Below are 23718 nucleotides of genomic sequence, written 5' to 3' on the forward strand. Positions count from 1 at the left end.
TAAAGCAGGTAGTAATACATGATTCACAGTGCAGTATGCCGAACAGTGGTACGTGACGCCATGCCGGAGACCAGCGTGATAGCTCCAGTGCGTACGATGAGTGATTTGGCCAATGGTCGCGCATCAGTAAGTAGGCAACGCATTAGCCCGACAAAGTCTCGACGTGCGAGAATTGGTATTATGGGTGGCACTTTTGATCCTATTCATAATGGGCACTTAGTTGCTGCTTCTGAGGTTGCATGGGTATACAACCTTGATGAGGTGATTTTCGTTCCAACTGGACGTCCAGTCTTTAAAATGGATAGGAATGTTACTAATGCGGAAGATCGCTATTTAATGACGGTTATCGCTACCGCCGCTAATCCACGTTTTACCGTATCAAGAGTAGATATTGAGCGTCCAGGTGTTACGTACACCATTGACACCCTGCGCGATATTCGTGCGTTAAGACCGGATGCGGAATTATTCTTCATCACTGGTGCTGATGCTGTTGCCGAAATTATGCGCTGGAAAGATGCCGATGCTATGTGGCAATTAGCACATTTTGTTGCAGTAACTCGTCCTGGATATTCGCCGAATATCGAAGAGCAGCATATTCCGCAACGTGCGGTTGATGTGCTTGAAATTCCAGCATTGGCTATTTCTTCCACTGATGTGAGGCGGAGAAGTGCTCATGGTGAGCCGGTGTGGTATTTGGTGCCTGATGGTGTAGTGCAGTATATTACTAAGCACGGTTTGTACAAGGAAACACACTAGAGTTTTGTGCGTGAATGCATGAGGGTGTATGCATTATACGTATCAACGAGTGCTGTATAAGAATACACGAGTTGCTCATTCAGTCTGGCTGAACGACTAGACTGGATACTGTATTCAAATCTGCATGAGTTTGGAGATACAGTGAGCGTAATCCTTGAGGGTAAGCCCGACAAGAATCTCATTCTGGTAACCGGCCGAGCGCATCCAAAATTAGCTACGGATGTAGCTAATCAGCTTGGTATCGATGTTCTTGAAACTACAGCATATGACTTTGCGAATGGTGAAATGTATGTACGTTACACCGAATCAGTTCGTGGTGCTGATGTTTTTGTGTTGCAAAGTCACGCTGGATCAGTGAACAAAGCTATTATGGAACAGCTGATTATGATTGACGCATTAAAGCGTGCGTCAGCGCGTTCTATTACCGCGGTTTGCCCAGTATTGGGGTATTCTCGACAAGATAAAAAACATCGTGGTCGTGAACCGATTTCTTGCCGTTTGGTTTTTGATTTGTTGGCAACCGCAGGCGCAGACCGCATCATGAGTGTGGATTTGCACGCTTCTCAATCTCAGGGCTTCTTTAACGGTCCTGTTGATCATCTTATTGCTATGCCCGTGTTAGTTGATTATGTTCGTGACCGTTTAGATTTGGACAACATTGCTGTTGTCTCTCCAGATGCTGGACGTATTCGTGTCGCAGAGCAGTGGGCACAGCGATTAGGCGGCGGTCCTTTGGCTTTTGTTCATAAAACCCGTGATATTACCAGACCAAACCAAGCTGTTGCTAATCGCGTGGTTGGCGACGTTCGTGGTAAGGATTGTGTGCTAGTAGATGATCTTATTGATACTGCTGGCACTATTGCCGGTGCATGCAAAGTACTGCAAGAGGCTGGTGCAAAGTCTATTACTGTTGCAGCAACGCATGGCGTACTTTCTGGTCCTGCGATTGAGCGTTTGCGTAACTGTGGTGCTCGTGAAGTTGTGCTTACTGATACTGTTCCTATCGCTCCAGAAAAGCGTTGGGATGGCTTAACAGTACTGTCTATTGCGCCATTATTGGCCAGTGCCATTAAAGCAGTGTTTACAGATGGCTCAGTGGCTGAACTCTTTGATACCTATCCTACGCATCATGGGCAAGGCTTCCTGTTTGCATAGATAAAGGTCAGTTCTGGAAATTCGTTTTTTCGACATGCCGTAAAGCCCTTGGAATTATTGATGTTTCAAGGGCTTTTGTGTTTTCGATTGGAAATTTTGCTCAAGTTGTGACATAATAACCCAGGCGCATGAAGCGCCGATCTCCCATGGTGTAATGGCAGCACACGGGCCTTTGGAACCCTTAGTCTTGGTTCGAATCCAGGTGGGAGAGCAAGAGCCCCGAGATGGGGCTTTTTTGTTATGTTTAATGTCTTGAATTAGGCATTAGTAGTCTAATTGTGTTTATCTTGGCTACGCTAAGATGTGCACAGAGTATTCGAGTATTGTCTACTTGCTATAGTCATCCATAGAACATACAGGTGTGTCAGCTCGTTGCTGCAATGGAAAGGTAAAGCCATGAGTGTAGGTGCTGCAATAATTCTTGCTGCTGGAGAAGGTACTCGAATGAAGTCTGCCGACCCGAAAGTACTTCATCAGTTAGCTGGTCAAACCTTTTTAGAGCGAGTTATCCGAGCAGTGCAAGGCGTAGATTGTCAGACAATATCTGTAGTAGTGCGATACCAGGCTGAGTGCGTGGGTGCAGAAGCGCAACGTGTTGACCAACATGTGGTATTAGTTGAGCAGGATGATATTCCAGGAACTGGTCGTGCAGTGCAATGCGCATTAGCCGAGCTTGACCGCTTGCAAAAACTTGAGGGGCGTATACTTATTGCGGCAAGCGATATGCCGTTATTAGATAGTGCGACATTGCAAGCATTGTTGGACGATCACGAGCAATCTCATAATGCGGCAACAGTGCTTACCTGTATGCTTGAAGATCCAACAGGTTATGGTCGTATTATTCGTGATAGTGATGGTCACGTACTGCGTATTGTAGAGCAAAAAGATGCTAATTCTTCTGAGCTTGCTGTACGTGAGGTTAATACATCCGTATACGTATTTGAAGCACATGTGCTGCAGCAGGCAGTAGCTTCGCTTGACGATGATAATGCACAGGGTGAGTTTTACCTAACGGATGCGTTAGAGCATGCTAAAGCATATGGCAATGTTGGTGCATTCACCGCTCCAGATGCATTAGCGGTTCAAGGTGTAAATGACCGAGTACAGTTAGCCCATCTCGCCAAAGCACACAATATGCGCGTATGCGAGTATTGGATGCGTCAGGGTGTTACTATTCTTGATCCTGAAACAACATGGATTGAAGATGATGTCAAACTTGAGCATGACGTCACCATTCTCCCAGGAAGTTTCTTACAAGGGCATACTACTGTCGCTCATCATGCGATAGTTGGTCCTTACACGACATTGATTGATGCCACTGTTGGTGCCGAGGCACATGTTGAGCGATCTCGTGTTCAGGAGACGCAGCTAGGGGAGCGTGCCAATATTGGTCCATGGACCTATTTGCGACCGGGCAATGTATTGGCGGCAGATACAAAGGCCGGTGCATTTGTGGAAATGAAGAAAGCGCATATTGATCAAGGCACGAAAGTTCCACATCTCAGCTATATTGGTGACGCACATTTGGGTGAACACACTAATATCGGTGGTGGATCTATTACAGCAAATTATGACGGTGTACGCAAGCATCATACAGAAATCGGTGCTGGTGTTCATTTGGGTGCTGGAACCATGATGGTGGCTCCTGTCACTATCGGAAATCGTGTAACTGGTGGTGCTGGAGCAGTTATTCGCCATGATGTAGCTGATGGAGCGACAGTATATTCGGAAAACACACAACATGAGGTACAAAAATGAGTGCATTCGCACATTCCATTGAGTTAGTTCAAGCTGTTGCTGCTGCAGCAGATGAAGTAAAAGCGCATGATACCGTAGCTATTGATGTAAGCGAACCGTTGGGTATTACTGACGCTTTTGTGATTACTGCGGGTTCTTCAGATCGACAAGTAATTGCGATTGCTGATGAAATTGAGAAAAAGCTTGCTGTGGAATATTCGACTAAGCCACGTTCACGTGAAGGTAACGCGGAAGGTATGTGGATTCTGTTGGATTACGGTGACATCGTCGTTCATGTTATGCATGATGATGCGCGGGCATTCTATGATATTGAGCGGCTGTGGCGTGATTGCCCTCAGATTGATACAGGGATTACAAATTAAACACACACGTAATACCCTTGTGAAAGCTTCACCTAAAGCGATAAAAGTTCAGGACTTCTTAAGCATTCTGGTCTACTCTATATCTAGTACGGTCGGGTACGTTGATTTGAGAGGGCTTAATGTTTAAGAAGTTCTTTAAAGATGTGTCGTTTGTGCCAATTATTGCAGGTGCATTGGCGGCAGTAACTTCTTTTCTACTTTCTGCTCATATTGGTATTGCGGGTTCAGTAATTGGCGTTGCTATTGGTTCAGTTGTTTCTGCCATTGCATCTCAGGTGTATCAAAATGTGTTGCGAGAATCAGGTAGGAAACTTCAAGAAAACCTTGATTTTTTACCCAGTTCCAACAGTAGTACAAATTCCCAACAACAGGATTCAGCGGATGCTCTTGATCACACTACTGTGATTGATACGCAGCATACACAGGTCATGGATCCTATAGATGAGACTACTGAGTATACATCGCTTCAGCACAGTGGTCAGGCTGCTGGGCAGGGTAGGGTTGTGCAATCTTCCCGAGTAATTCATACCCCAAGCCGCCGTACTGAATCCGCCCATACAAAGGCCACGGATACTTATTTTGCGCATCAAAATAAGCGTACGCAACGAAAAATTATGCTGGTTGCCATTTTGAGTGCCTTACTTGCTGTGGGGGTTACTGCAGGTGTTATATTGGCAGTAACACACGGTGAAGGTACGGATAATGTAGTACGCACTATCGTTGTCCCTGAAAAGAAACAGCATACGGATCAGGACAGTACCCTTAATAATAGTAATCTGGGAACCGAAACCGATAATAATTCAGGTAACGCTGACAATGGTAAGTCGAATGAATCGACAGGGACTACAAACTCTGACCAAACATCTGATAATACAGGATCTTCGACAGGAACTACACAAGATTCAGAGCAAAATGCCTCCAACGGTTCTTCAGATACTGGTACCGGCAGTACGAGCGGGAACCATGGGAATAGTTCTGACTCGACATCGACATCAGATGGTTCGTCGAATTCAGGGAGTACAGGATCGTCTACAGGTTCCGGTTCAGATTCCAGTAGCACTAATTCAGGTTCTTCTGGAAATACTACGAACCAGGGGAGTACCTCATCAGGTAGTTCGACTACAAATTCTTCAGGTACGTCTACAAACGGTGCGAAATAGTGCATGTTTATTGTTCTCAGCTTGAGATATAAACGATTCCACAGCGTTTTTTGAGTCGTTTATAAGACTGAGCCGAGAGATACACAGGGTGTGAAAGCGCAGTACAAATAAAAGAAAAACCGCCTATCACAAGTGATTGTCACAGGCGGCAAATTTGTGGAGCTAGGGGGAATCGAACCCCCGACCCCCTCCATGCCATGGAGATGCGCTACCAGCTGCGCTATAGCCCCGTGTTCTTAAATGAACCGTTGAATACAATACAGCGTCTTGCATGAGGATGCAACTACGGCGTGTCAAAACTCATACCTTCGACTATTCTAGTGAGGGCAAAAGTTAAGCACAATAGTACTACTTACACTGCTTGCAATGTGCAACAATTCAGTAATGGTAAAGGCAGGTGATGCAACGATGATGAGAATTTTTAGCACCGTGGGTGGTCAGGTTGAGCAAATTCAAGAGCCAAAACCTGGGGCATGGATAAGTCTTACCGAGCCTACAGATGTGGAGCTTGCTACCGTTGCAGAAACCTTCGACGTGGATCTGGCAGATCTGCGAGCGCCACTTGATGACGAAGAACGTTCGCGTGTGGATGTCGAGGATAACTACACCATGGTTATTGTTGATATTCCAACTGTTGAGGAGCGTGGAGGACGGGACTGGTACGAGACTATCCCTTTGTCGATTATTGTGGTTGATGACATTATTATTACAGTTTGTATGCAAGACACTACGCTGATGCACCCGTTTATGGAAGGTACTATTCGAGGGTTTAATACCTTCATGAAGTCACGCTTTATTTTGCAGATTCTGTACCGCAATGCCACGATGTATTTGCGATATCTGCGCATTATTGATCGTGAAAGCGATAAGCTCGAATTGAAATTGCGTCACTCTATGCATAATAGAGAAATTTTGATGCTACTAGAACTCAGCAAAACGTTGGTGTACTTCACTACATCGTTGAAATCTAATGAAATAGTATTAGAAAAACTTTCAACATTAAGCAGAATTCGTCAGTACCCAGATGATCAAGATTTGTTGGAAGACGTTATTATTGAAAACAAACAGGCAATTGAGATGGCAAATATTTATAGTGGAGTTTTGGCTAATATGACTGACTCTTTTGCATCAATTGTTTCCAATAATTTGAATAATGTTATGCGTATTTTTACTATTATTTCAATTACGCTTTCCATACCAACGCTGATTTTCTCCATGTATGGTATGAACTTCGATGTTATGCCATTTACGCACGCATCATGGGGATTTGCAGCATGTGTTATTGTTTCTGTAATTATTTCTGCGGTAGTGACTTGGTTCTTAACGCGGTCGCGGTTATTTAAGTAATTACTATGTGTTGCAGTTGAGATAAGTATATAAAATATGGGTACGCTGAGTATGAATAGTTGGAATAACCGTATGGTGTTGGTGTAAGTATATGCGCATTCGTCCTGTAATCCATAGAATTATTGCTCTGGTGCTTGCTAGCATGTGCATGCTGGTAAGCACTGGATGCGCGTCAACTACTGAATTTAGTGATAGTGAGCATATCGACACTGGAATTATCGGTCCACGTATTCGTATCGGTATTCCACTAGATCAGCCAGCGCTGTCCATACGTGCCGGATCAACGTATTCTGGTTTTACTGTTGATGTAGCTCAGTATGTTGCTAAGCAGCTCGGATATGCGCCTTGGCAAATTGAATGGGTAGAGGCTCAACCTAAAGCATTAGAGCAGCTCTTTCAAGAAGGCAATATTGATATTGCTGCTGGATTGTTTGTACCAGATAGTCAATTGGAGCAAATCAAAGAGCAAGTGAATATACTGTTAGCTGGAGCTTATGCTCGAGATGATGAAAGTATTTTGGCTATTCACCATCAGCGCGAGGAAGAGCAGCATCAGGATATTACTGTGGCGCAAGATATTCTTGGCAAAGTAGTATGTACGGTATCTGCGGAGGATTTAACTAAACGACAATGGCCGGGGATGACCCATGTGATCCAGCAGCCAAGTGTTATGCAATGTGCTACGGCTCTTATGTCGGGTATGGCAGATGCTGTAGTTGCCCCGCGTATTGCTCTTACTGGGATTGCGCATACTAGTTTAGAGGACGCGGTTAGTGGACGCAATGCACAAGTGCTTACTGAGGCTCTTGACACTGGTGCCTATTATATGGTGGTTAAAACTGGCGCAAATACGCTTCAAAGTCGTATTGCATTAGCATTGGAACATATGGTGCAAACAGGTACTTGGCAAGAAGTAACTGAACATGTCGAGCACAGTACTGGAGTACGTGTGGGGCTTCCTCAAGCCTTGCAACAGCAAAAGAAAGATGCATAACTGTATAAGTAGCAAGCTATAGTGCAGTTTTGCACAGCACTATATTGCAAGCTGTATTATATGGTGAAAACTCAGTAATAGGTTGAGCATAGCGTATGCTATGTTGCATTGTATTATGCTGTAGATCAGCAATGCTTAAACTGTAATTAAAGGAGCATTATGGCGCAGGATGCGACCAATGACGAGACTCTTGCTTCAGAGCCAACGTATCGTTACAACGCACAAATGGCACAGGATATTGAAGCATATTGGCAGCAGTACTGGGATGAGCATGGCACATTCTGGGCTGCTAATGTTGCTGGTGATTTAACTGATGGTCAAGGACGCCACGCTGAAGGTCGTCCTTCCTTCTTTGCGATGGATATGTTCCCATACCCCTCTGGCAAAGGACTGCATGTCGGTCATCCGCTCGGCTATTTAGCAACTGATGTGGTCAGCCGATTCCATCGTATGAAGGGAGAGAATGTTCTGCATGCGATGGGATACGATGCGTTTGGTCTTCCTGCAGAACAGTATGCTGTACAAACAGGTCAGCATCCACGCATCACTACAGAGCAGAATATTGCTAATATGCGACGCCAGCTTCACCGCATGGGCTTAAGTTTTGACAACAGGCGTTCATTTGCCACGATTGAACCGGGATATGTGCGTTGGACGCAGTGGATTTTCTCCAAGATTTATGAGTCTTGGTACGACCCTGAGGCTGTTAATCCATCGGGGACTCAGGGCTGTGCTCGACCAATTAGTGAGCTTATTGATGAGTTCCGCAGTGGTAAGCGTTCAATTCCTGGTTTTGCTGATCAATCATGGGATGAGCTGAGTCATAAAGAACAAAGCGATGTACTTAATGAGTTCCGTCTTGCTTATATTTCTCATTCTCCAGTCAATTGGTGCCCAGGCTTGGGTACTGTGCTTGCTAATGAGGAAGTGACGGCGGAAGGGCGATCTGAGCGCGGTAATTATCCGGTATTCCAAAAGCAATTGCGCCAGTGGTCCATGCGTATTACAGCGTATGGTCATCGTTTGCTTGAGGATTTGGAGTATATTGATTGGCCAGAAAAAGTAAAGTTGATGCAGCATAATTGGATTGGTGAATCTCATGGTGCTGCTATTCACTTTACTGTGCCAACAGCAGCCGGTGATCAGGATCTTGAAATCTATACCACGCGACCTGACACGATTTTTGGTACCACGTTCTGTGTGGTTGCTCCAGAGCATGCATTACTAGATGAAGTGCCTGATACGTGGCCTGCACAAGTTGATGAAGCGTGGACTGGTGGTTTTGAAAATCCTCGTGAAGCTGTTGCAGCCTATCGTCATAAAGCACAGACACGCACGGCGAAAGATCATGGTAGTCAAGAGGATTCCAAGTCTGGCGTCTTTACTGGTTTGTATGCCAGCAATCCAATAACCGGAGCTAAGCTTCCGGTATTTACTGCAGATTACGTGCTTATGGATTATGGTACGGGTGCTATTATGGCAGTTCCTGGTGGCGATCAGCGCGATTTTGATTTTGCGCAGAACTACCATTTGCCAGTAATTTACACTGTTGCTCCTTCAGCCGAAGATGATACAACACTTGCTGATATTGAGGGCGTAGCTCCATATACAAGCCATGATGGTGTAGTCATTAATTCGAGTATTGAAGCAAATGCTCAAGATGGTACTGCATTTACTATTAATGGACTGTCAGTGGACGCTGCTATTGATGCAGTTAATGCATGGCTTGAAGAGCATCATATTGGACATGGCACGGTAAGCTACCGCTTGCGTGATTGGCTCTTTAGTCGCCAACGCTATTGGGGTGAACCATTCCCAATTGTGTACGATGATGATGAAGTGCCATACTTAATTCCAGATGATCAGCTGCCAATTAATTTGCCTGATGTGCCTGATTATTCTCCAAAGACCTTCGACCCACAAGATGCGGATTCTAATCCAGAGGCTCCATTAAGCCGTAATGAAGAGTGGGTAACCCTTACTCTTGATCTCGGAGATGGTCCAAAAACGTATCACCGCGATACCAATACGATGCCTAATTGGGCTGGTTCATGCTGGTATTACATGCGATATTTGGATCCAAATAATACGCAGGCAATGGTTGATATGCGCGAGTATGACTATTGGATGGGTCCAAACCGTGGTAATGGTCAAACTGGTGGCGTGGATCTGTATATTGGCGGTGTGGAGCATGCGGTGTTGCACTTACTGTATGCTCGATTCTGGCACAAAGTACTCTTTGATCTAGGTATTGTGGATTCATCTGAACCATTCCATCGCCTCTTTAACCAAGGTATGATTCAAGCATACGCCTACACTGATGACCGTGGTCAATACGTACCTGCAGCAGAGGTGGAACATACCGGAGATAATGAGGATACTGGATACACTTACCAAGGTGAACCAGTACATCGTGAATTTGGCAAGATGGGCAAGAGCCTGAAAAATATTATTACACCAGACGATATGTATGCACAATATGGCGCTGATACATTCCGTTTATATGAAATGAGTATGGGACCTCTTGCGGAATCACGTCCTTGGAATGCGCGTAATGTTATTGGTGGCATGCGCTTCTTACAGAGGTTGTGGCGTAATGTCATTGATGAGCAAACTGGCGAGCTGGTAGTTAGTGAGCAGGAACTCGATACTGCTACGTTAAAGGCTGTGCATACAGCAATTCATGATGTTACTGTTGAAATGGAGGGTATGCGCCCGAATACCGCCATTTCGCATCTTATTGTGCTCAATAATTATTTGACAGGTTTACCTCAGGTGCCTCGTCGTGCAGTTGAGCCATTAATTTTGATGCTAGCTCCTATTGCTCCTCATATTTGTGAAGAACTGTGGAAGCGCTTAGGTCATAGTAGCTCTATTGCCCATGCCGATTGGCCTGTTGCTGACGAACGCTATGTGGGACAAGATACGGTTACTGCTGTAGTTCAAGTTAAAGGTAAAGTACGTGGCAAGCTGGAAGTAAGTCCTGACATTGCTCCAGATGAGCTGGAACGTATGGCTCTTGAACTTCCTGCTGTTATCGAGCGTTTGGGTGGTAAGCCAGCACGTAAGATTATTGTTAAGGCTCCAAAGATTGTTTCTATTGTGCCTCAAGAATGATCAGCATATAAGAAATTACATTAGTACAACCTACATGTATAGCGAATAGCAATCAGTAGTTGAGCGCCCTGTATCTATGCGATATGGGGCGCTTTTGTATATAGACATGCTAGTCGGGTGGGTAGGGGGTGTTCATTAGATAACATCTAACCCAGGGCTTGTATTGTGTGTGGCGTCTTTGCCACACTCAATATATGCAACAGCGTAATCGTGCTCTATTGGCGCATAGGAGTATAGTACCCTACCGACGGCTGCAAACATTGGCTGATTGCTATACAGATAAGCTACACATTAGCAATGTTGAGCCTCAGTGTAGTAATCCTGAGCTCCAGAGCGCATTCACAGACTCGTATAGAGAAGAACTAGAGTCTGAACATTCTACCTTTACAGCAGAAAATGTTGCAAACTCAGCCGCCGATGCTGCGAATGTGCTGATTCAGCAGTCCTTGATAAACAAGCCCGCATTGCAAGATCATGAGCGAGCCCAAACTGAACAATTAGAGCAAATTGGAGAGGACTCGCTACTAGGTATGTTATCCGGGGTAAAAGCTTCTGATACTGAACCTGCGACTGATCTACAAAATGACCTTATATCACCTCGAGGGAGAATGAGACTTTCTCTTGAGCCACAGCATGCAGTGTTGCTGATTATTATTCTTATGTGTGCCTTAAGTTTGAGCGTAACACTTAGTGTCAGGCAAGGTATAGTGCTCGTGCGGCAAGCACAGCATCAAGAACAACTGTTAGCGCAACATACTGTACAAGACGCGGACAATACTGGTGCACATGATCCAGACGGCAAAGATGCCACAGATGGCACAGACGACATAAACACACATGTCAATACTCAACAATCGGTGGACTCTGCACACCAAAACCAAAACACGCAAGACAGAACTGAGCAGGTGCCTGAATCACCAAGTCAGCAGATTGCGCCAGCGCCCCAACAACAGTCGACCATTAACATCAATACTGCAACAGCTGAGCAATTGCAACAGCTTAAGGGTATTGGACCTACTATGGCGCAGCGTATTATTGACTATCGCAACAAGCATGGGCACTTTTCATCTATTGATGAGTTACAACAGGTTAAGGGAATTGGCGTCAAAACACTAGCGAAAATTCGCGATGATATCAGTGTGGGTGATGCTCCATGAATATTCACCAAACTTCGCATAAAGCGCATGGTATAGGGCAGGTGCTGGTCACAGTCGATGAGCAGGGAAGTGTTGATGGACGTATTGCTCCTGTTGCAGGCATGATTTGGGTGTGTATGCTTGCTTATCAAATTTTTATAGCTCACCAACTGCTGCATCATCCCATATATCAGATCCTATGCATCACTGGCATATGTATAGCAGGTATTGTCAGCGCTCTTCTTTGGGTCAGCATGCATATGCGCGCTGGTGTAAAACATGTTTACGAGAATCATAAGTCAAGCGCACTTAGGATTTCACCAGAAGTTCGTAGGGGCGTGGCACGGTATATTCACCGAACACTGTTGTGGTACATGGTTATTCTTATCGTCGCATGTGGTTGCGCGCTGTTGCGAGCACATGTTGTTCATAGTGAAAGTAGTCATGATCCAGTCGCGCATAGTATGACACAAGGCGCATCAACAGCTCAAATTGTGTTTCAGACGCAAACAGTTACTGCATCATTTAGACATGGATTTGACTGTATGATGCGCGTATCCGCACAGTACGTGGCAATTAATGGGGTACATGAACCTTCACATGCCGCTATTCAGGTCTTTGCACAAGGCTCTCTATGCTCAGCAACTCTAGGTCAACAGGTGCTAGCACAAGGACGCTTGCATGCATCATCGTTTCCTGCAGGATTTGGTTCCCAAGAAATACCGTGGTTTGATGTACGCCAGCCAATTACTGTGCTCGCTGATAGTTCTCATTTAAATCAGGCGCGCCAACGCATCTATGAAGCGTTTATTCAGCAAACACGCTTACTTGATGCGCAATCAGCAGTACTTATCCCAGGGATAACCATGGGATTGCTTGGTAACAATGCCATACTTGCACAAGCACCAACGTCACCGGAAATTGACAGGTCATATGCAAAATCATTGCAGCGCATTTTTACCGATGCCGGCATAGTGCATCTTATGGCTGTTTCCGGAGGGCATGTTGTAATTCTTCTTGCTCTATGGTTACAACTGTGTCGGACTGCGCAGCTACCCGCATGGATCACGTGGATTATTATTGGTCACGCTTTAGTTGGGCTACGGCTTATCATGATGCCAGTAGCTTCACTTGACCGAGCCTTGATGATGGCCGCTCTTGCACAAACAGCACGCTGTATCGGTCGTCCCAGTAGTTCCATAAGCAGTTTTTCCTGGAGTATCGTACTGCTGCTCTTTGCACAACCACAGTTGTGTGTTGATCTCGGATTTGCACTTTCATGCACTTCCGTAGGAGCAATACTTGCTTGGAGTAATCGCCTTACTCACGCACTCCATATGGTAATGCCTCGGACAATTGCAGCAACACTTGCTGTTACCTTAAGCGCACAGTTCGCAACAACACCAATAACTGCGCTTATTAACCCGCAATACGCACTTTGGGCTCCGCTTGCTAATATTCTGATTACTCCAGTAATAGCAATAGCGACCATTTGCGGAATACTTGGATTATGTACTGCTTGGTGCATACCGGTATTCGCACACTGTATATTGGTAGTCTGCTCATGGTGCTGTTCATGGATAACGAGTGTTGCCCGAGTATGCACACAACTACCAGGCAACATTATCCCCCTACCATCTGAGGTTGGGGGAGCAGGGATAATACTACTGATTCAAATACTGATAGTAAGTGTGATTAAGTATTGCACAGCACAGCTCAAAACTCGCATAGTGCATAGGTTCCATGCAGGACATGCTCAACATCGATCTATGCTCACACCATGGCAACGCGTACAACTTTGGATAGCAGAAACACGGTTAATGCTCTAATACTAACTTTACCAATATAAGCGGTGTAATGGGAGTTGTTGTAGCGGATATACATAGCCATAAGAGAAAAGTAATGATATTCGAGTACTCTGGTTGCTAGTTATCGCAGATAAGGGTAAGTATGGTCACACAACTGAGCACAGTCACGTATGTCTATGCAGGTGACAAGCATCTCAATAACCAAACGGTGCAAGATCTCATTGCTCGTGCACAGCAGCTTGTGCCTCAGGCACAGCGTATTGAGCTTGATGCCGCGCAATCAAGCATCTATGATTTTCGTGAAGCTACCAGTCCAACACTGCTAAGCGACACTGCAATCGTCATACTCTCCAATATGGCACAAGCAAGCACCGACCTTGTCAAAGAGATTACAACATATATCAGCATGCCACATGACGGGCAATCCTACATCATATGCCAACAGCTCGAAGGCAACGCGAAAAAAGTCAAAGATACCCTACAAGCTGCTGGTGCACAAATAATTACCGTACAGGATCTGAACAAAGAACGCGATCTTGTTGAATATGTAATTTCCTGTTTTGCAGCAAGAAAACGCATGATTACACGAAATGCCGCACAATTTATGGCATCAGTGCTTATCGGACAAGCAGACCAAATCCAAGCATTGAGCAACCAGCTTTGCGATGATTTCGATACTGACCCGATAGACATTGATGTAGTACAACAATATACAACCGCAGCTCCTCAAGTTAAAGGATTTGCTATTGCCGATATGGCGCTCGCTGGCAATGGTGCCGCGGCGGTTGTACAGTTGAGGCAAGCGCTTATCCAAGGCACCGACCCCTTAGCTATTATTGGTGCCCTGGCTTCGTCACTACGAACTATGGCTAAAACAGCTGTCGCACAGGCGGGACTAATTGCGAGTAGAGAAGTCGGTCCATCATGGTTGATGAATAAAGCACGTAAACAGCTTAGTGGTTGGAATACGCCAGCAATGGCTAAATGCTTTGAACTACTTGCGCAAGCTGATGCTGTTGCAAAGGGCGCACCAGGGGATACACAGTACGCACTGGAACAAGCGGTAATGGCTATCGCGACTCGTGGTAATCAAAATGCATAAGCAATCTAAGTATTCAATCTATAAATCGGTTATGCAATTGGCGGCACTGATCTGCCAATTGTACTAGAGCAAAGACTACACTGGCGACAGTAGTGGAGGAAGTATGCAACAAGAAACTCGACAAGAGATACCTCAATCTGACGCACAACTGTCTGATAGTAGTCATGTGAATTTGACTGTGCCGACGGCTGAGGATATGCGAAACTTAGGTGCAGCCGTTGCGCATATTGTACAAGGTGGGGATGTGGTTGTACTTTCTGGACCATTAGGCGCTGGCAAAACCACATGGGCTCAAGGATTTGGACAAGCATTACAGGTACAAGGCCCCATGGTTTCGCCAACCTTTACTATTGCTAGGCAATTACACGGGAAGTTTGCTAACGGTAATCCTGCAACGATTGTGCATGTAGATGCATACCGTCTTGGAGGTCATGACTATGCTCCAGGAGAAGATGAAGTATCGCGGTTACTTGATGAGCTTGAGTCTCTTGGACTCGATGAACTTTTGGACAGTCCACAAGCTGATACTGTGGTGCTGATGGAATGGGGAGAACAAATGGCTGCGGCGCTGGCTCCGGAACGTTTTGAAATACATATTAATCGACCAACGTTGCTCCCAGAACAGGCATCAGATGTACTCAGTGCTGATGGTGAGCGGACAGTGAGTATCAATGCTTATGGGCAGGAGTTGCAATTACGGTTACAACAATTACAGACATCTCTGCAGCATACTATGCACCAAGATGTGTGATTTCACCCTATGCATTGCGTTGAAACGCACCATCTTTTACAAGAAAAACTGTAGGTAGAAAGAGAAGCTTGAGTTTCCAATGCTAGAACACAACAATCCAGATCAGCGTACTCTTGTTATTGACTCGTCATATGGTTCGACTGTTGCTATAGTCGGCGGTAGTGCTCTTACGCAAACTGATACACGGGCACATGTCGAGCAACTTGTTCCTCATATTCAAACGGTATTGAAAAACAATCATGTGGAACTTCAAGACCTGAACAATATCGTGGTTGGCATCGGGCCTGCACCTTTTACCGGACTTCGAGCAGGAATTGTTGCAGCGAGAGCGCTTGCGTTCTCACAGCATGTGCCGTTGCTTGGTCAGGATATTCTAGAGCCGCAAGCATTATGGTTGGCGCAGCAGCTCAACCGAATGCGTTCTGGACAGCAGGAACACACTCATACAGTGCGCGATATTGCATTAATTGTAAATGATGCAAGAAGAAAGCAACTATATTGGAGAGCATACGATATTACAGGTATACCAGCACTACCAGATGACAATCATGTTGATAAGACGTCGCTGAAATTACCAGATCCAGTTACAGCGATTGATATTAGTAAACCTGAAGATATTATGCCACAGCTAGCATCTGCTCTTGGCTCGTTCCCAAGAGAGAACATCGGCAGTAATGCGGCTGTTGCCGATGCTCCTACTTACTGTGTGCATGTGATGGGACAAGGCGTGCAACGGTATAGAGCAAGCCTGATTGATGCTTATACCGATATAGCCTTTGGGCAGATTTATGACGAATCGTTGTGGCAGATTGATCCTCAACAGGCAGCATTGTATATGACCATTACCGCGTATGCGCATCATCAACAGGGGGGAACGTGCGCAACTGAGCCCTTGTATGTGCGCCGTCCAGATGTTGCTGTGCCAAACCCGCTGAAACATGTGTTGGGTTCAGGTAATGTCCATCATCATGAATAACGACTGGGCTTTCAGATGGTGACTTCAGATGGAATTACTACTAACGCTATATTGAACACAAGGAACTACTTATTCGGATACGTACCATGTTTACTATTCGCACTTTAACAGATCAGGATATTGACGCTATTGCTAAGCTTGAGCAGCAGTTATTTGGCATGGAAGCGTGGAGCAAAGCAGCAATAGAACAAGAAATCCATGCGCCGGCTCGATATTATCTGGTAGCCACACGCCAAGAAGAGCTTGTTGGGTATGCAGGCTTTTGGTACGACGGTGATGATGCACAACTCATGACCATCGGAGTAAGTCAAAGTGTGCAAGGACAACAAGTAGGAAGCACACTACTGCAACAGCTAGTAGATTATGCTCGACAACTTGGAGCGTATCGTATGTTACTAGAAGTTCGTGTAGATAATGAGCCTGCACTTGGTCTGTATCGTAAATTTGGGTTTACGACTATGGGAATACGTAAACGGTACTATCAGCCAGAAGGTATTGACGCCTACACAATGAGTGTACAGCTCAACACTCGGCGTGTAGGATTTCAAGTAGAGTGAGCAGCATAAAGAAACCATAAACACATCAGTAGAATAACCGCACCACACCGTACTGTTAACGGCAATATGAATAGAGGAAAAATGGCTCAAGCACCCCGAGTACTCGGCATTGAATCAACTTGCGATGAAACTGCTGCAGCAATAGTGCAGGGTAGAGAACTTATCAGCAACGTGGTTGCTTCTTCTATGCAGGAGCATGCGAGATATGGTGGAGTGATTCCTGAAATCGCTTCACGTGCACATGCCCAATCGTTTATTCCTGTGGTAGAACAAGCGTTGCATGATGCGCATCTTACACTTGATGATATTGATGCTATTGCCGTTTCAGCAGGCCCGGGATTAGCTGGATGCCTGGCAGTAGGTGTTTCCGGAGCTAAGGCACTCGCACTGGCTGCAAATAAGCCGCTCTATGGTATTAATCATGTTATTGGTCATATTGCGGTAACTCAATTACAGTTTGGCGCTTTTCCAGAGCGCACCATGGCCCTTATTGTCTCTGGTGGGCATACTTCACTGTTGGAGGTGCATGATATTGCTCGTGATGTGCGCGTTAAAGGTACGACACTTGATGACGCTGCAGGCGAATGCTTCGATAAAGTGGCACGGTTGTTGGGTTTCCCATATCCAGGTGGTCCGTATATTGATCGACATGCGCGTTTAGGTGATCCACATGCTTTACGTGTTCCACAAGGACTGACACAAGGAAGGGCGGGTGCTGAGCATCCATTTGATTTTAGCTTTTCTGGAGTAAAAACTGCTGTTGCACGTTGGGTTGAACAAGAAACTGCCCAAGGTCATGAGATTCCTGTTGATGATGTGTGCGCGTCATTAGCATATTCTGTTGCCGATGTGCTTGCAAAAAAAGCAATTACAGCATGTGTGGATGCTGATGTCTATACGCTAGTTGTTGGTGGCGGATTTAGCGCAAACTCGCAGTTGCGTGCTGCTTTGCAGCAGTACGGTGAACGTCACGGTATTGAAGTGAGGCTTCCTGAATTGAAGCTGTGTACCGATAACGGTGCTATGGTTGCTCAACTTGGTGTCAATCTCATAGAAGCTGGCTGTGCTCCAAGTCCTTTGGATTGTCCAATTGATTCTGCAATGCCATTAGATCAGGTGTATATGCAGTAATGGTGTGCCATCGCATGCTTTTAACCAAGCTCTTAGTGTAAATTCAAGGTATATTGCTGGAAGAGCTCGAGTTCACTAATATGCAAGGCATCACAGAGTGCGCCAATTTTATCAAGGCTAATAGAGCGTTCAGCTCGCTCAATCCTGCCCATATATGAGCGATCGATTTCTGCTGCGTGTGCTAGTGCTTCTTGGCTTAGGCCTCGCTCATGACGGAAATAGCGAATGGCTTGTGCAAATGCTTGACGACGTGCTATAGCCGATGGAGCTGATAGAGCAGGTGATGTTGGTACGTTAGATACATTGGTTGTGTGCAATTGTGGTGAGTTATCCATGATTGCACAGTCTGTTCTGTTTTATTTGACTTGTCCACGGACTATAGTCCGTATATGGCTGCATGTTCTGGAGATATGTTACAAGTGCAACAATGTATGACTCAATTACGAGAAATTGATGGCAATATTGCAGCAGAACATTATTATGCACATTCTGTGCCGATACCTGTGCTTAAAGGGGTATTGCAATATTGTAATACAGTAGTGGCAGCACGAAAAAATATCAATGAAATGCGCGAAGCGGAGTATTTGCGATATATTCATTGGCGATCAGTGGTTATAGTGGAGCTTTTGGAGCGTGGAGTTTTCTAGAAGCGGTATGTTGAAAGCGCGTCGGCTTGCATAGAATGCTTAAACGTTTTACCATAATACAAACACTATTGAAACTAGATAAGACAATGGAGTTGAAATATGATGGATCAGCATATTCATGAGTTACTAGTTAATATTGGTACTCATAATCAATCAATTAGTGTTGTTGGCTCAATGAATGCAGACTACACTGTGTTTACTGAACGATTGCCACAGCCTGGAGAGACTGTAGAGGGCGGACAACTGGTGATTTTGCCGGGAGGAAAGTCTGGAAATCAATCTGCGAGCGCGGCAAAAATTGGTGCCCATGTTTCCCTGATAGGTGCAGTAGGTAATGATAGTAATGCAGATTTCTTGTTAGCACACCTACACAACGCTGGAGTAGATACGCAGGCTATAGAGCGCCTCGAGGCTCCAAGTGGAACAACGGTGATTACTGTCGACAGTGAAGGGGAAAACACAATTGTCTATTCTCCAGGATCAAACGGTCAGGTAACTCCTTCGTTGGTGCGTAAACATAGTGAGACCATTGCTCAAAGTGCTGTTTTGGGCTTATGCCTAGAAAGTCCTATGGATTCGGTTATTGAAGCAGCACGTATTGCGCATGCTCATAACACGACGGTACTAGTGAATAACTCGCCATTCCATGAAGATCTGCCAGAAGCATTGCGAGAGGCATGTGATATTTTACTAGTAAATGAACATGAAATGTGTCAAATGCTGCATATCGATGAACCAAGTGATGAGGACTGGCATAATTTTGATTGGGATGGCGCTATTCAAGCACTACAGGCTCTTCAGATTGAGTGTGCGGTCATCACATTAGGTGCGCAAGGATCGGTAGTAATCGATCATGGTACGTGTACTCGTATCGATTCTGTTCGCGTACAAGCAGTGGATACCACTGGGTGCGGTGATGCGTTTATGGGTACTATTTTGGCTGGTCTTGCTGCAGGATATTCATTACAAGACAGTGCACATTGTGCATCTTATGTTGCTGGATTTGCTGCTACGGGGCATGGTGCACAAGCATCATATGGTACAGTCGAACAGATTACTGCATTATTTAATGAGTAAATACATACTAATGTATTACGTTATATAGGTATAGAGAGGTCACATTGCCCAAGCGTGTAACTATCCGCGAAGTTGCCCAGCAAGCACATGTTTCAGTTGCTGCTGTGTCTCGTGTGTTGAATAATAAGCCAATGCGCATCACAGAAGCAACAAGAGCACGTATTCGAGAAGTTGCTGCAGAGCTTGGGTATGTACCTAATGTCAATGCTCAGGCATTGGTTACTCATCAATCCAAGTTACTTATGCTCATTATTCCTGATATTGAAAATATGTTTTTTGCATCGTTTGCAAAACAGCTTGAGGATGCGGCACGTGACTATGGATATTTGTTGATTGTAGCCAATGCTGATGAGCAGCAGGATCAGGAACAGGCTTTACTCCAGCAGGTGAGCGCCCGAGGCATTGATGGAACGTTTATCATTCCCACATTACAATCGTGCCATCATAGCGATCAGCTTATTGCAGCTATAAACTCCATGACAACTCCGGTGGTTTGCGTTGATCGAGTGATTGCAGACTTACCATGTGATGCAGTAGGACTTGACCATCGAGAGGGAGGTCGTCTTGCTGCGCGAACACTGCTTGAGCATGGGCATCGAAAGTTAGCTTGTGTTACTGCTGAACATGACATTATTAGTGCAGCAGAGCGGGCGCAGAGTTTTGTACAGACAGTACAAGAATTTTCGCACAATCATAAACACGATCCTGCTACAGTGCAACTTTTTGAAGGCGGCTATAAATTTGAGGGTGGTTATGCATGTGCGGACTCTATTATTGATAGTGATATAACCGCAGTATTTTGCTGCAATGACAATATGGCTATGGGGATACGACAACGATGCGCAGAACGTGCGGTTAACGTCCCACAGGATCTATCGATTGTTGGATATGACGCTATTGCTCAGCGTTTTATGTTGGGTGCAATGCTGACAACTATTGTGCAAGATGTAACTTCAATGGCGACAACTTCAATGGCGTTGATGGTGGAACGCTTACAAGAGACAAGCCAGCACATTGCGCGCGATCCACGCGTGCAAATACTGCCAGTACACCTTCAAGATCACGGTACTGTGCAGCAGTTGTAACACAGTACCATGCATGTTCCCGCACATACAGTCGTATGGGCGTCTTAGCTGAGGAAAGCAACAGAAGTAGTAAGCTCAATACCAGAGCCATCACGTCGCATATCGACACTAGGTAATTCTACTGGTGTGCCCGTTGCTGTGCATGCGAAAACTGGATATGAGCCAACATACGCATTCAGAAGCGTGTTTTGCCCCTTGAGGAAGCGCTGAGAACGCACACCACCTGTTGCTCGTCCCTTGACTGGGAATAGCTCAAGTGGTGTTACTTTTGCTGCCCCCGTATCCAATCCTTCGAGAGAGTCACTATCTCCAGCAATCGTCACCACTACAGCACCTGATTGATGTGTAGTAAGTCCATCCTCGCTTTGGACTGTAGTCCAAGCAATAGTGCCAGCGCGCACTACGCCGAAGAATATGCAGGATGCATCATCTGCAAGACGAATACCAGCCATACCAGCAGAGTTACGCCCTTGCGCACGAACTTTTTCTGCTTCAAAAGTAAGTAATGAAGCATCTGATGAGATAAAAACAAGTCGAGCGGTATCATCAGCAGGCGCTGCAGCCAATAGCTCGTCTTGATCTTTCAAATCGATAATAGACCACGAATCCATAGTTGTTGGCGATTGCCTATTCCACCGCTTAACTACACCTGAGGCAGTACCTAGAGCCAATGGTGTGGTATCTTCCATATCTACTGCAGCAATAACTCGTTCACCAGTAACAGGATCAGTGTGCTCTGTGCCAAGAAGCAGTTCGTGCGCGTCAATTGCGTTGGCCATAGCTGATTTCAGCTCATTAGCATTCATGGAAGTTGAAAGTCCAAGCAAAGGCAAGCTACTTACCTGCGCTAGCACTAAGCGACCGCTAGAAGCAATCAGCCCGAATTGTGCAGTAGTATGTGTAGCAAACAAACTACGTACCGGAAGGCTGAGCTTACCAGTTTCCAAAACTTGTCTTTGAACTCGACCAATACGACCGTCAGCAAGGAGTAGCACTGCGCATGGTTCATCAGTTATTGTCAGTGCCTCTTGGAGCGTATCACTATCATGACGTGCCTCTTTAATAGCTGAGGCTGCATGTTCCACAACATGTGCCTGTTGCACTGCAAGGGCAGCAGTAGAAGCAATATGTGCAGGACTCGTCTCGTGTGCTTTTGAAGATACAGGTTTCCACACGCCGTTTTCATCCTGATCGAGGATAACCGTTCTTCGAGCATCGCCCCATTGTTTGACAGCTTCATCCATTGACTGGCTGACAACAGCATCTAATTCTTCTTGAGATGAGAGAATACGGTCAAGCTCTTCAATAGTACGTTGTAGCTCGTCGCGCTCAGCATCTAATTCAATTCTGCTCAGCTTAGTCAACCTACGCAGACGCAAATCAAGAATATGACGTGCTTGTACTTCATCGAGATCAAATACAGCCATCAGCCTAGTTAAAGCGATATCAGCATTATCACTGGTACGGATAACCTGAATTACCTCATCAATATCGACAAGTGCTAAGAGCAAACCTTCAACTAAGTGCAAACGCTCTTGAGCGCGTTGTTTGCGATACTCGCTACGGCGTCGTATTACCATGCGACGGTGCTCAATCCACACATCGAGCAATGCTGCCAAACCCATAGTATGCGGTCTACCATGCACAAGTGCCACATTATTGATAGTAAAGGAATCTTCTAAAGGCGTGTGTTTGAAAAGCTGTGAGAGTACAGCTTCTGGACTAAAGCCAGTTTTTACTTCAATAACAAGGCGCGTGCCATTATGACGGTCTGTTAAATCAATTGCGGAACTAATACCATCGAGCTTCTTATTACGCACTCCTTCAGAAATGCGCTCTAATACTTTTTCAGGACCTACCATATACGGCAGCTCAGTAACAACAATACCTTTTTTTCGTGCTGTAACATTTTCAATATGGGTAACTGCGCGCGTAGTGAAAGAGCCACGTCCATGCTCGTAGGCTTCGCGTATACCATCGCGCCCCATAATAATGCCACCGCCCGGCAGGTCAGGACCTGGAACGAATTGCATTAACTCATCTAAAGTACAATCAGGATGCGCCATACGGTACTGTGCTGCGGCAACAACTTCAGCAAGATTATGTGTAATCATATTTGTTGCCATGCCAACAGCAATACCAGAGGAGCCATTAACAAGAAGATTCGGTATAGCTGCGGGGAGCACCTCTGGTTCTTGGAGACGATTGTCGTAGTTTGGTGAAAAATCCACAGTATGCTCATCAATGTCGGCATTCATACCGAGTGCTGGGGGAGCGAGTCGAGCCTCGGTATATCGCGAAGCTGCAGGACCGTCATCGAGAGATCCGAAATTACCATGCCCATCAACTAAGGGTATGCGCATAGCAAACGGTTGCGCAAGTCTAACCATAGCTTCATAAATTGCTGAATCACCATGAGGATGCAATTTACCCATGACTTCGCCCACAACACGAGCACTTTTCATATGAGGGCGTGTTGGGGAAAGATTCATTTGCCCCATTTGGTAAATAATACGGCGCTGTACAGGTTTGAGTCCATCCCTAGCATCGGGCAAAGCACGCGCATAAATAACAGAGTATGCATATTCGAGGAACGAGGTACTTAATTCCTCATTGAGTGGGGTTTCAATAATATGCTCGTTCACTGAACGTGGATCATACGATGGTGTTGTGCGGTGCTTTCTAGCCACGCGTGCTCCTTCCATTGCCAACCTCACTATAATACGACAAACTAGCCCTAATGCGTGTCTGCACTTGGAAACGAGCATAAAAATACCTGCCATATCTAGTCTCAAAACC

The 23718-nt window shown here is 45.5% G+C and carries 20 protein-coding genes and 2 tRNA genes; 19 read left to right on the forward strand and 3 right to left on the reverse strand.

What is annotated here, in order from left to right:
- The first annotated feature begins 60 nt into the window (after positions 1–60).
- The 6 genes from nadD (at position 61) to IEU85_RS08655 (ending at position 5191) form a co-directional block, all read left to right on the forward strand.
- Entirely contained in the window at positions 61–756 is a 696-nt protein-coding gene (gene nadD, locus IEU85_RS02255; protein WP_229714734.1) for a nicotinate-nucleotide adenylyltransferase, read from the forward strand.
- A gap of 141 nt (positions 757–897) precedes the next feature.
- On the forward strand, positions 898–1911 hold the full coding sequence (locus tag IEU85_RS02260) for a ribose-phosphate diphosphokinase (protein ID WP_188354602.1): 1014 nt from the start codon (positions 898–900) through the stop codon (positions 1909–1911).
- A 140-nt stretch (positions 1912–2051) separates the two neighbouring features.
- Positions 2052–2122 (forward strand) — tRNA-Gln (locus tag IEU85_RS02265).
- Between the two features lie 185 nt (positions 2123–2307).
- A complete protein-coding gene (glmU, locus tag IEU85_RS02270) occupies positions 2308–3669 on the forward strand; it encodes a bifunctional UDP-N-acetylglucosamine diphosphorylase/glucosamine-1-phosphate N-acetyltransferase GlmU (protein ID WP_188354603.1) in 1362 nt (453 codons plus the stop codon).
- Positions 3666–4031: a ribosome silencing factor gene (gene rsfS / locus IEU85_RS02275; protein ID WP_188354604.1), complete on the forward strand. Its 366-nt coding sequence runs from the start codon at positions 3666–3668 to the stop codon at positions 4029–4031. Before glmU ends, rsfS begins: the two co-directional genes overlap by 4 nt.
- Before the next feature lie 119 nt (positions 4032–4150).
- Positions 4151–5191: a hypothetical protein gene (locus IEU85_RS08655; RefSeq protein WP_229714690.1), complete on the forward strand. Its 1041-nt coding sequence runs from the start codon at positions 4151–4153 to the stop codon at positions 5189–5191.
- Positions 5192–5348: 157 nt separating this feature from the next.
- Here the strand turns inward: IEU85_RS08655 and IEU85_RS02285 are convergent.
- Positions 5349–5421: transfer RNA gene (locus IEU85_RS02285), tRNA-Ala, on the reverse strand.
- A 178-nt stretch (positions 5422–5599) separates the two neighbouring features.
- Between IEU85_RS02285 and IEU85_RS02290 the strand changes: the two genes are divergently transcribed.
- From IEU85_RS02290 to tsaD, 10 genes are all read left to right on the forward strand, one after another.
- Positions 5600–6538, forward strand: a complete 939-nt coding sequence (locus IEU85_RS02290; protein ID WP_188354985.1) for a magnesium transporter CorA family protein — start codon at positions 5600–5602, stop codon at positions 6536–6538.
- A 91-nt stretch (positions 6539–6629) separates the two neighbouring features.
- Positions 6630–7532: an amino acid ABC transporter substrate-binding protein gene (locus IEU85_RS02295; protein WP_188354605.1), complete on the forward strand. Its 903-nt coding sequence runs from the start codon at positions 6630–6632 to the stop codon at positions 7530–7532.
- A 159-nt stretch (positions 7533–7691) separates the two neighbouring features.
- Positions 7692–10649, forward strand: a complete 2958-nt coding sequence (leuS, locus tag IEU85_RS02300) for a leucine--tRNA ligase (protein ID WP_188354606.1) — start codon at positions 7692–7694, stop codon at positions 10647–10649.
- Positions 10650–10843: 194 nt separating this feature from the next.
- Positions 10844–11806 (forward strand): ComEA family DNA-binding protein, encoded by a 963-nt coding sequence (locus IEU85_RS02305; RefSeq protein ID WP_188354607.1) that lies wholly within the window; start codon positions 10844–10846, stop codon positions 11804–11806.
- Positions 11803–13614, forward strand: coding sequence for a ComEC/Rec2 family competence protein (locus IEU85_RS02310; protein ID WP_188354608.1), 1812 nt, complete (start codon positions 11803–11805; stop codon positions 13612–13614). The genes IEU85_RS02305 and IEU85_RS02310 overlap by 4 nt, the downstream gene beginning before the upstream one ends.
- A gap of 121 nt (positions 13615–13735) precedes the next feature.
- Positions 13736–14695, forward strand: coding sequence for a DNA polymerase III subunit delta (gene holA, locus IEU85_RS02315; protein WP_188354609.1), 960 nt, complete (start codon positions 13736–13738; stop codon positions 14693–14695).
- A gap of 103 nt (positions 14696–14798) precedes the next feature.
- Entirely contained in the window at positions 14799–15446 is a 648-nt protein-coding gene (gene tsaE, locus IEU85_RS02320) for a tRNA (adenosine(37)-N6)-threonylcarbamoyltransferase complex ATPase subunit type 1 TsaE (protein ID WP_188354610.1), read from the forward strand.
- 79 nt (positions 15447–15525) lie between these two features.
- Positions 15526–16422, forward strand: coding sequence for a tRNA (adenosine(37)-N6)-threonylcarbamoyltransferase complex dimerization subunit type 1 TsaB (gene tsaB, locus IEU85_RS02325; protein WP_188354611.1), 897 nt, complete (start codon positions 15526–15528; stop codon positions 16420–16422).
- An 86-nt stretch (positions 16423–16508) separates the two neighbouring features.
- Positions 16509–16979, forward strand: coding sequence for a ribosomal protein S18-alanine N-acetyltransferase (rimI, locus tag IEU85_RS02330; RefSeq protein WP_188354612.1), 471 nt, complete (start codon positions 16509–16511; stop codon positions 16977–16979).
- Positions 16980–17060: 81 nt separating this feature from the next.
- Complete coding sequence (tsaD, locus tag IEU85_RS02335) at positions 17061–18110, forward strand: tRNA (adenosine(37)-N6)-threonylcarbamoyltransferase complex transferase subunit TsaD (protein WP_188354986.1); 1050 nt, start codon at positions 17061–17063, stop codon at positions 18108–18110.
- Positions 18111–18142: 32 nt separating this feature from the next.
- Here tsaD and IEU85_RS02340 read toward each other — a convergent pair whose 3' ends face one another.
- On the reverse strand, positions 18143–18445 hold the full coding sequence (locus IEU85_RS02340) for a helix-turn-helix domain-containing protein (RefSeq protein WP_188354613.1): 303 nt from the start codon (positions 18443–18445) through the stop codon (positions 18143–18145).
- 54 nt (positions 18446–18499) lie between these two features.
- Between IEU85_RS02340 and IEU85_RS02345 the strand changes: the two genes are divergently transcribed.
- The 3 genes from IEU85_RS02345 (at position 18500) to IEU85_RS02355 (ending at position 20919) form a co-directional block, all read left to right on the forward strand.
- Entirely contained in the window at positions 18500–18757 is a 258-nt protein-coding gene (locus IEU85_RS02345; protein ID WP_188354614.1) for a hypothetical protein, read from the forward strand.
- A 99-nt stretch (positions 18758–18856) separates the two neighbouring features.
- Entirely contained in the window at positions 18857–19834 is a 978-nt protein-coding gene (locus IEU85_RS02350; protein ID WP_229714691.1) for a ribokinase, read from the forward strand.
- A 44-nt stretch (positions 19835–19878) separates the two neighbouring features.
- Positions 19879–20919 carry a LacI family DNA-binding transcriptional regulator gene (locus IEU85_RS02355; RefSeq protein ID WP_188354615.1) on the forward strand — a complete coding sequence of 347 codons (1041 nt, stop codon included), beginning with the start codon at positions 19879–19881 and terminating at the stop codon, positions 20917–20919.
- A gap of 44 nt (positions 20920–20963) precedes the next feature.
- Here the strand turns inward: IEU85_RS02355 and IEU85_RS02360 are convergent, their stop codons facing one another.
- Positions 20964–23624, reverse strand: coding sequence for a DNA gyrase/topoisomerase IV subunit A (locus IEU85_RS02360; protein WP_188354616.1), 2661 nt, complete (start codon positions 23622–23624; stop codon positions 20964–20966).
- Positions 23625–23718 lie beyond the last annotated feature (94 nt).

It is taken from the genome of Galliscardovia ingluviei (assembly GCF_014635685.1).
GTDB lineage: Bacteria > Actinomycetota > Actinomycetes > Actinomycetales > Bifidobacteriaceae > Galliscardovia > Galliscardovia ingluviei.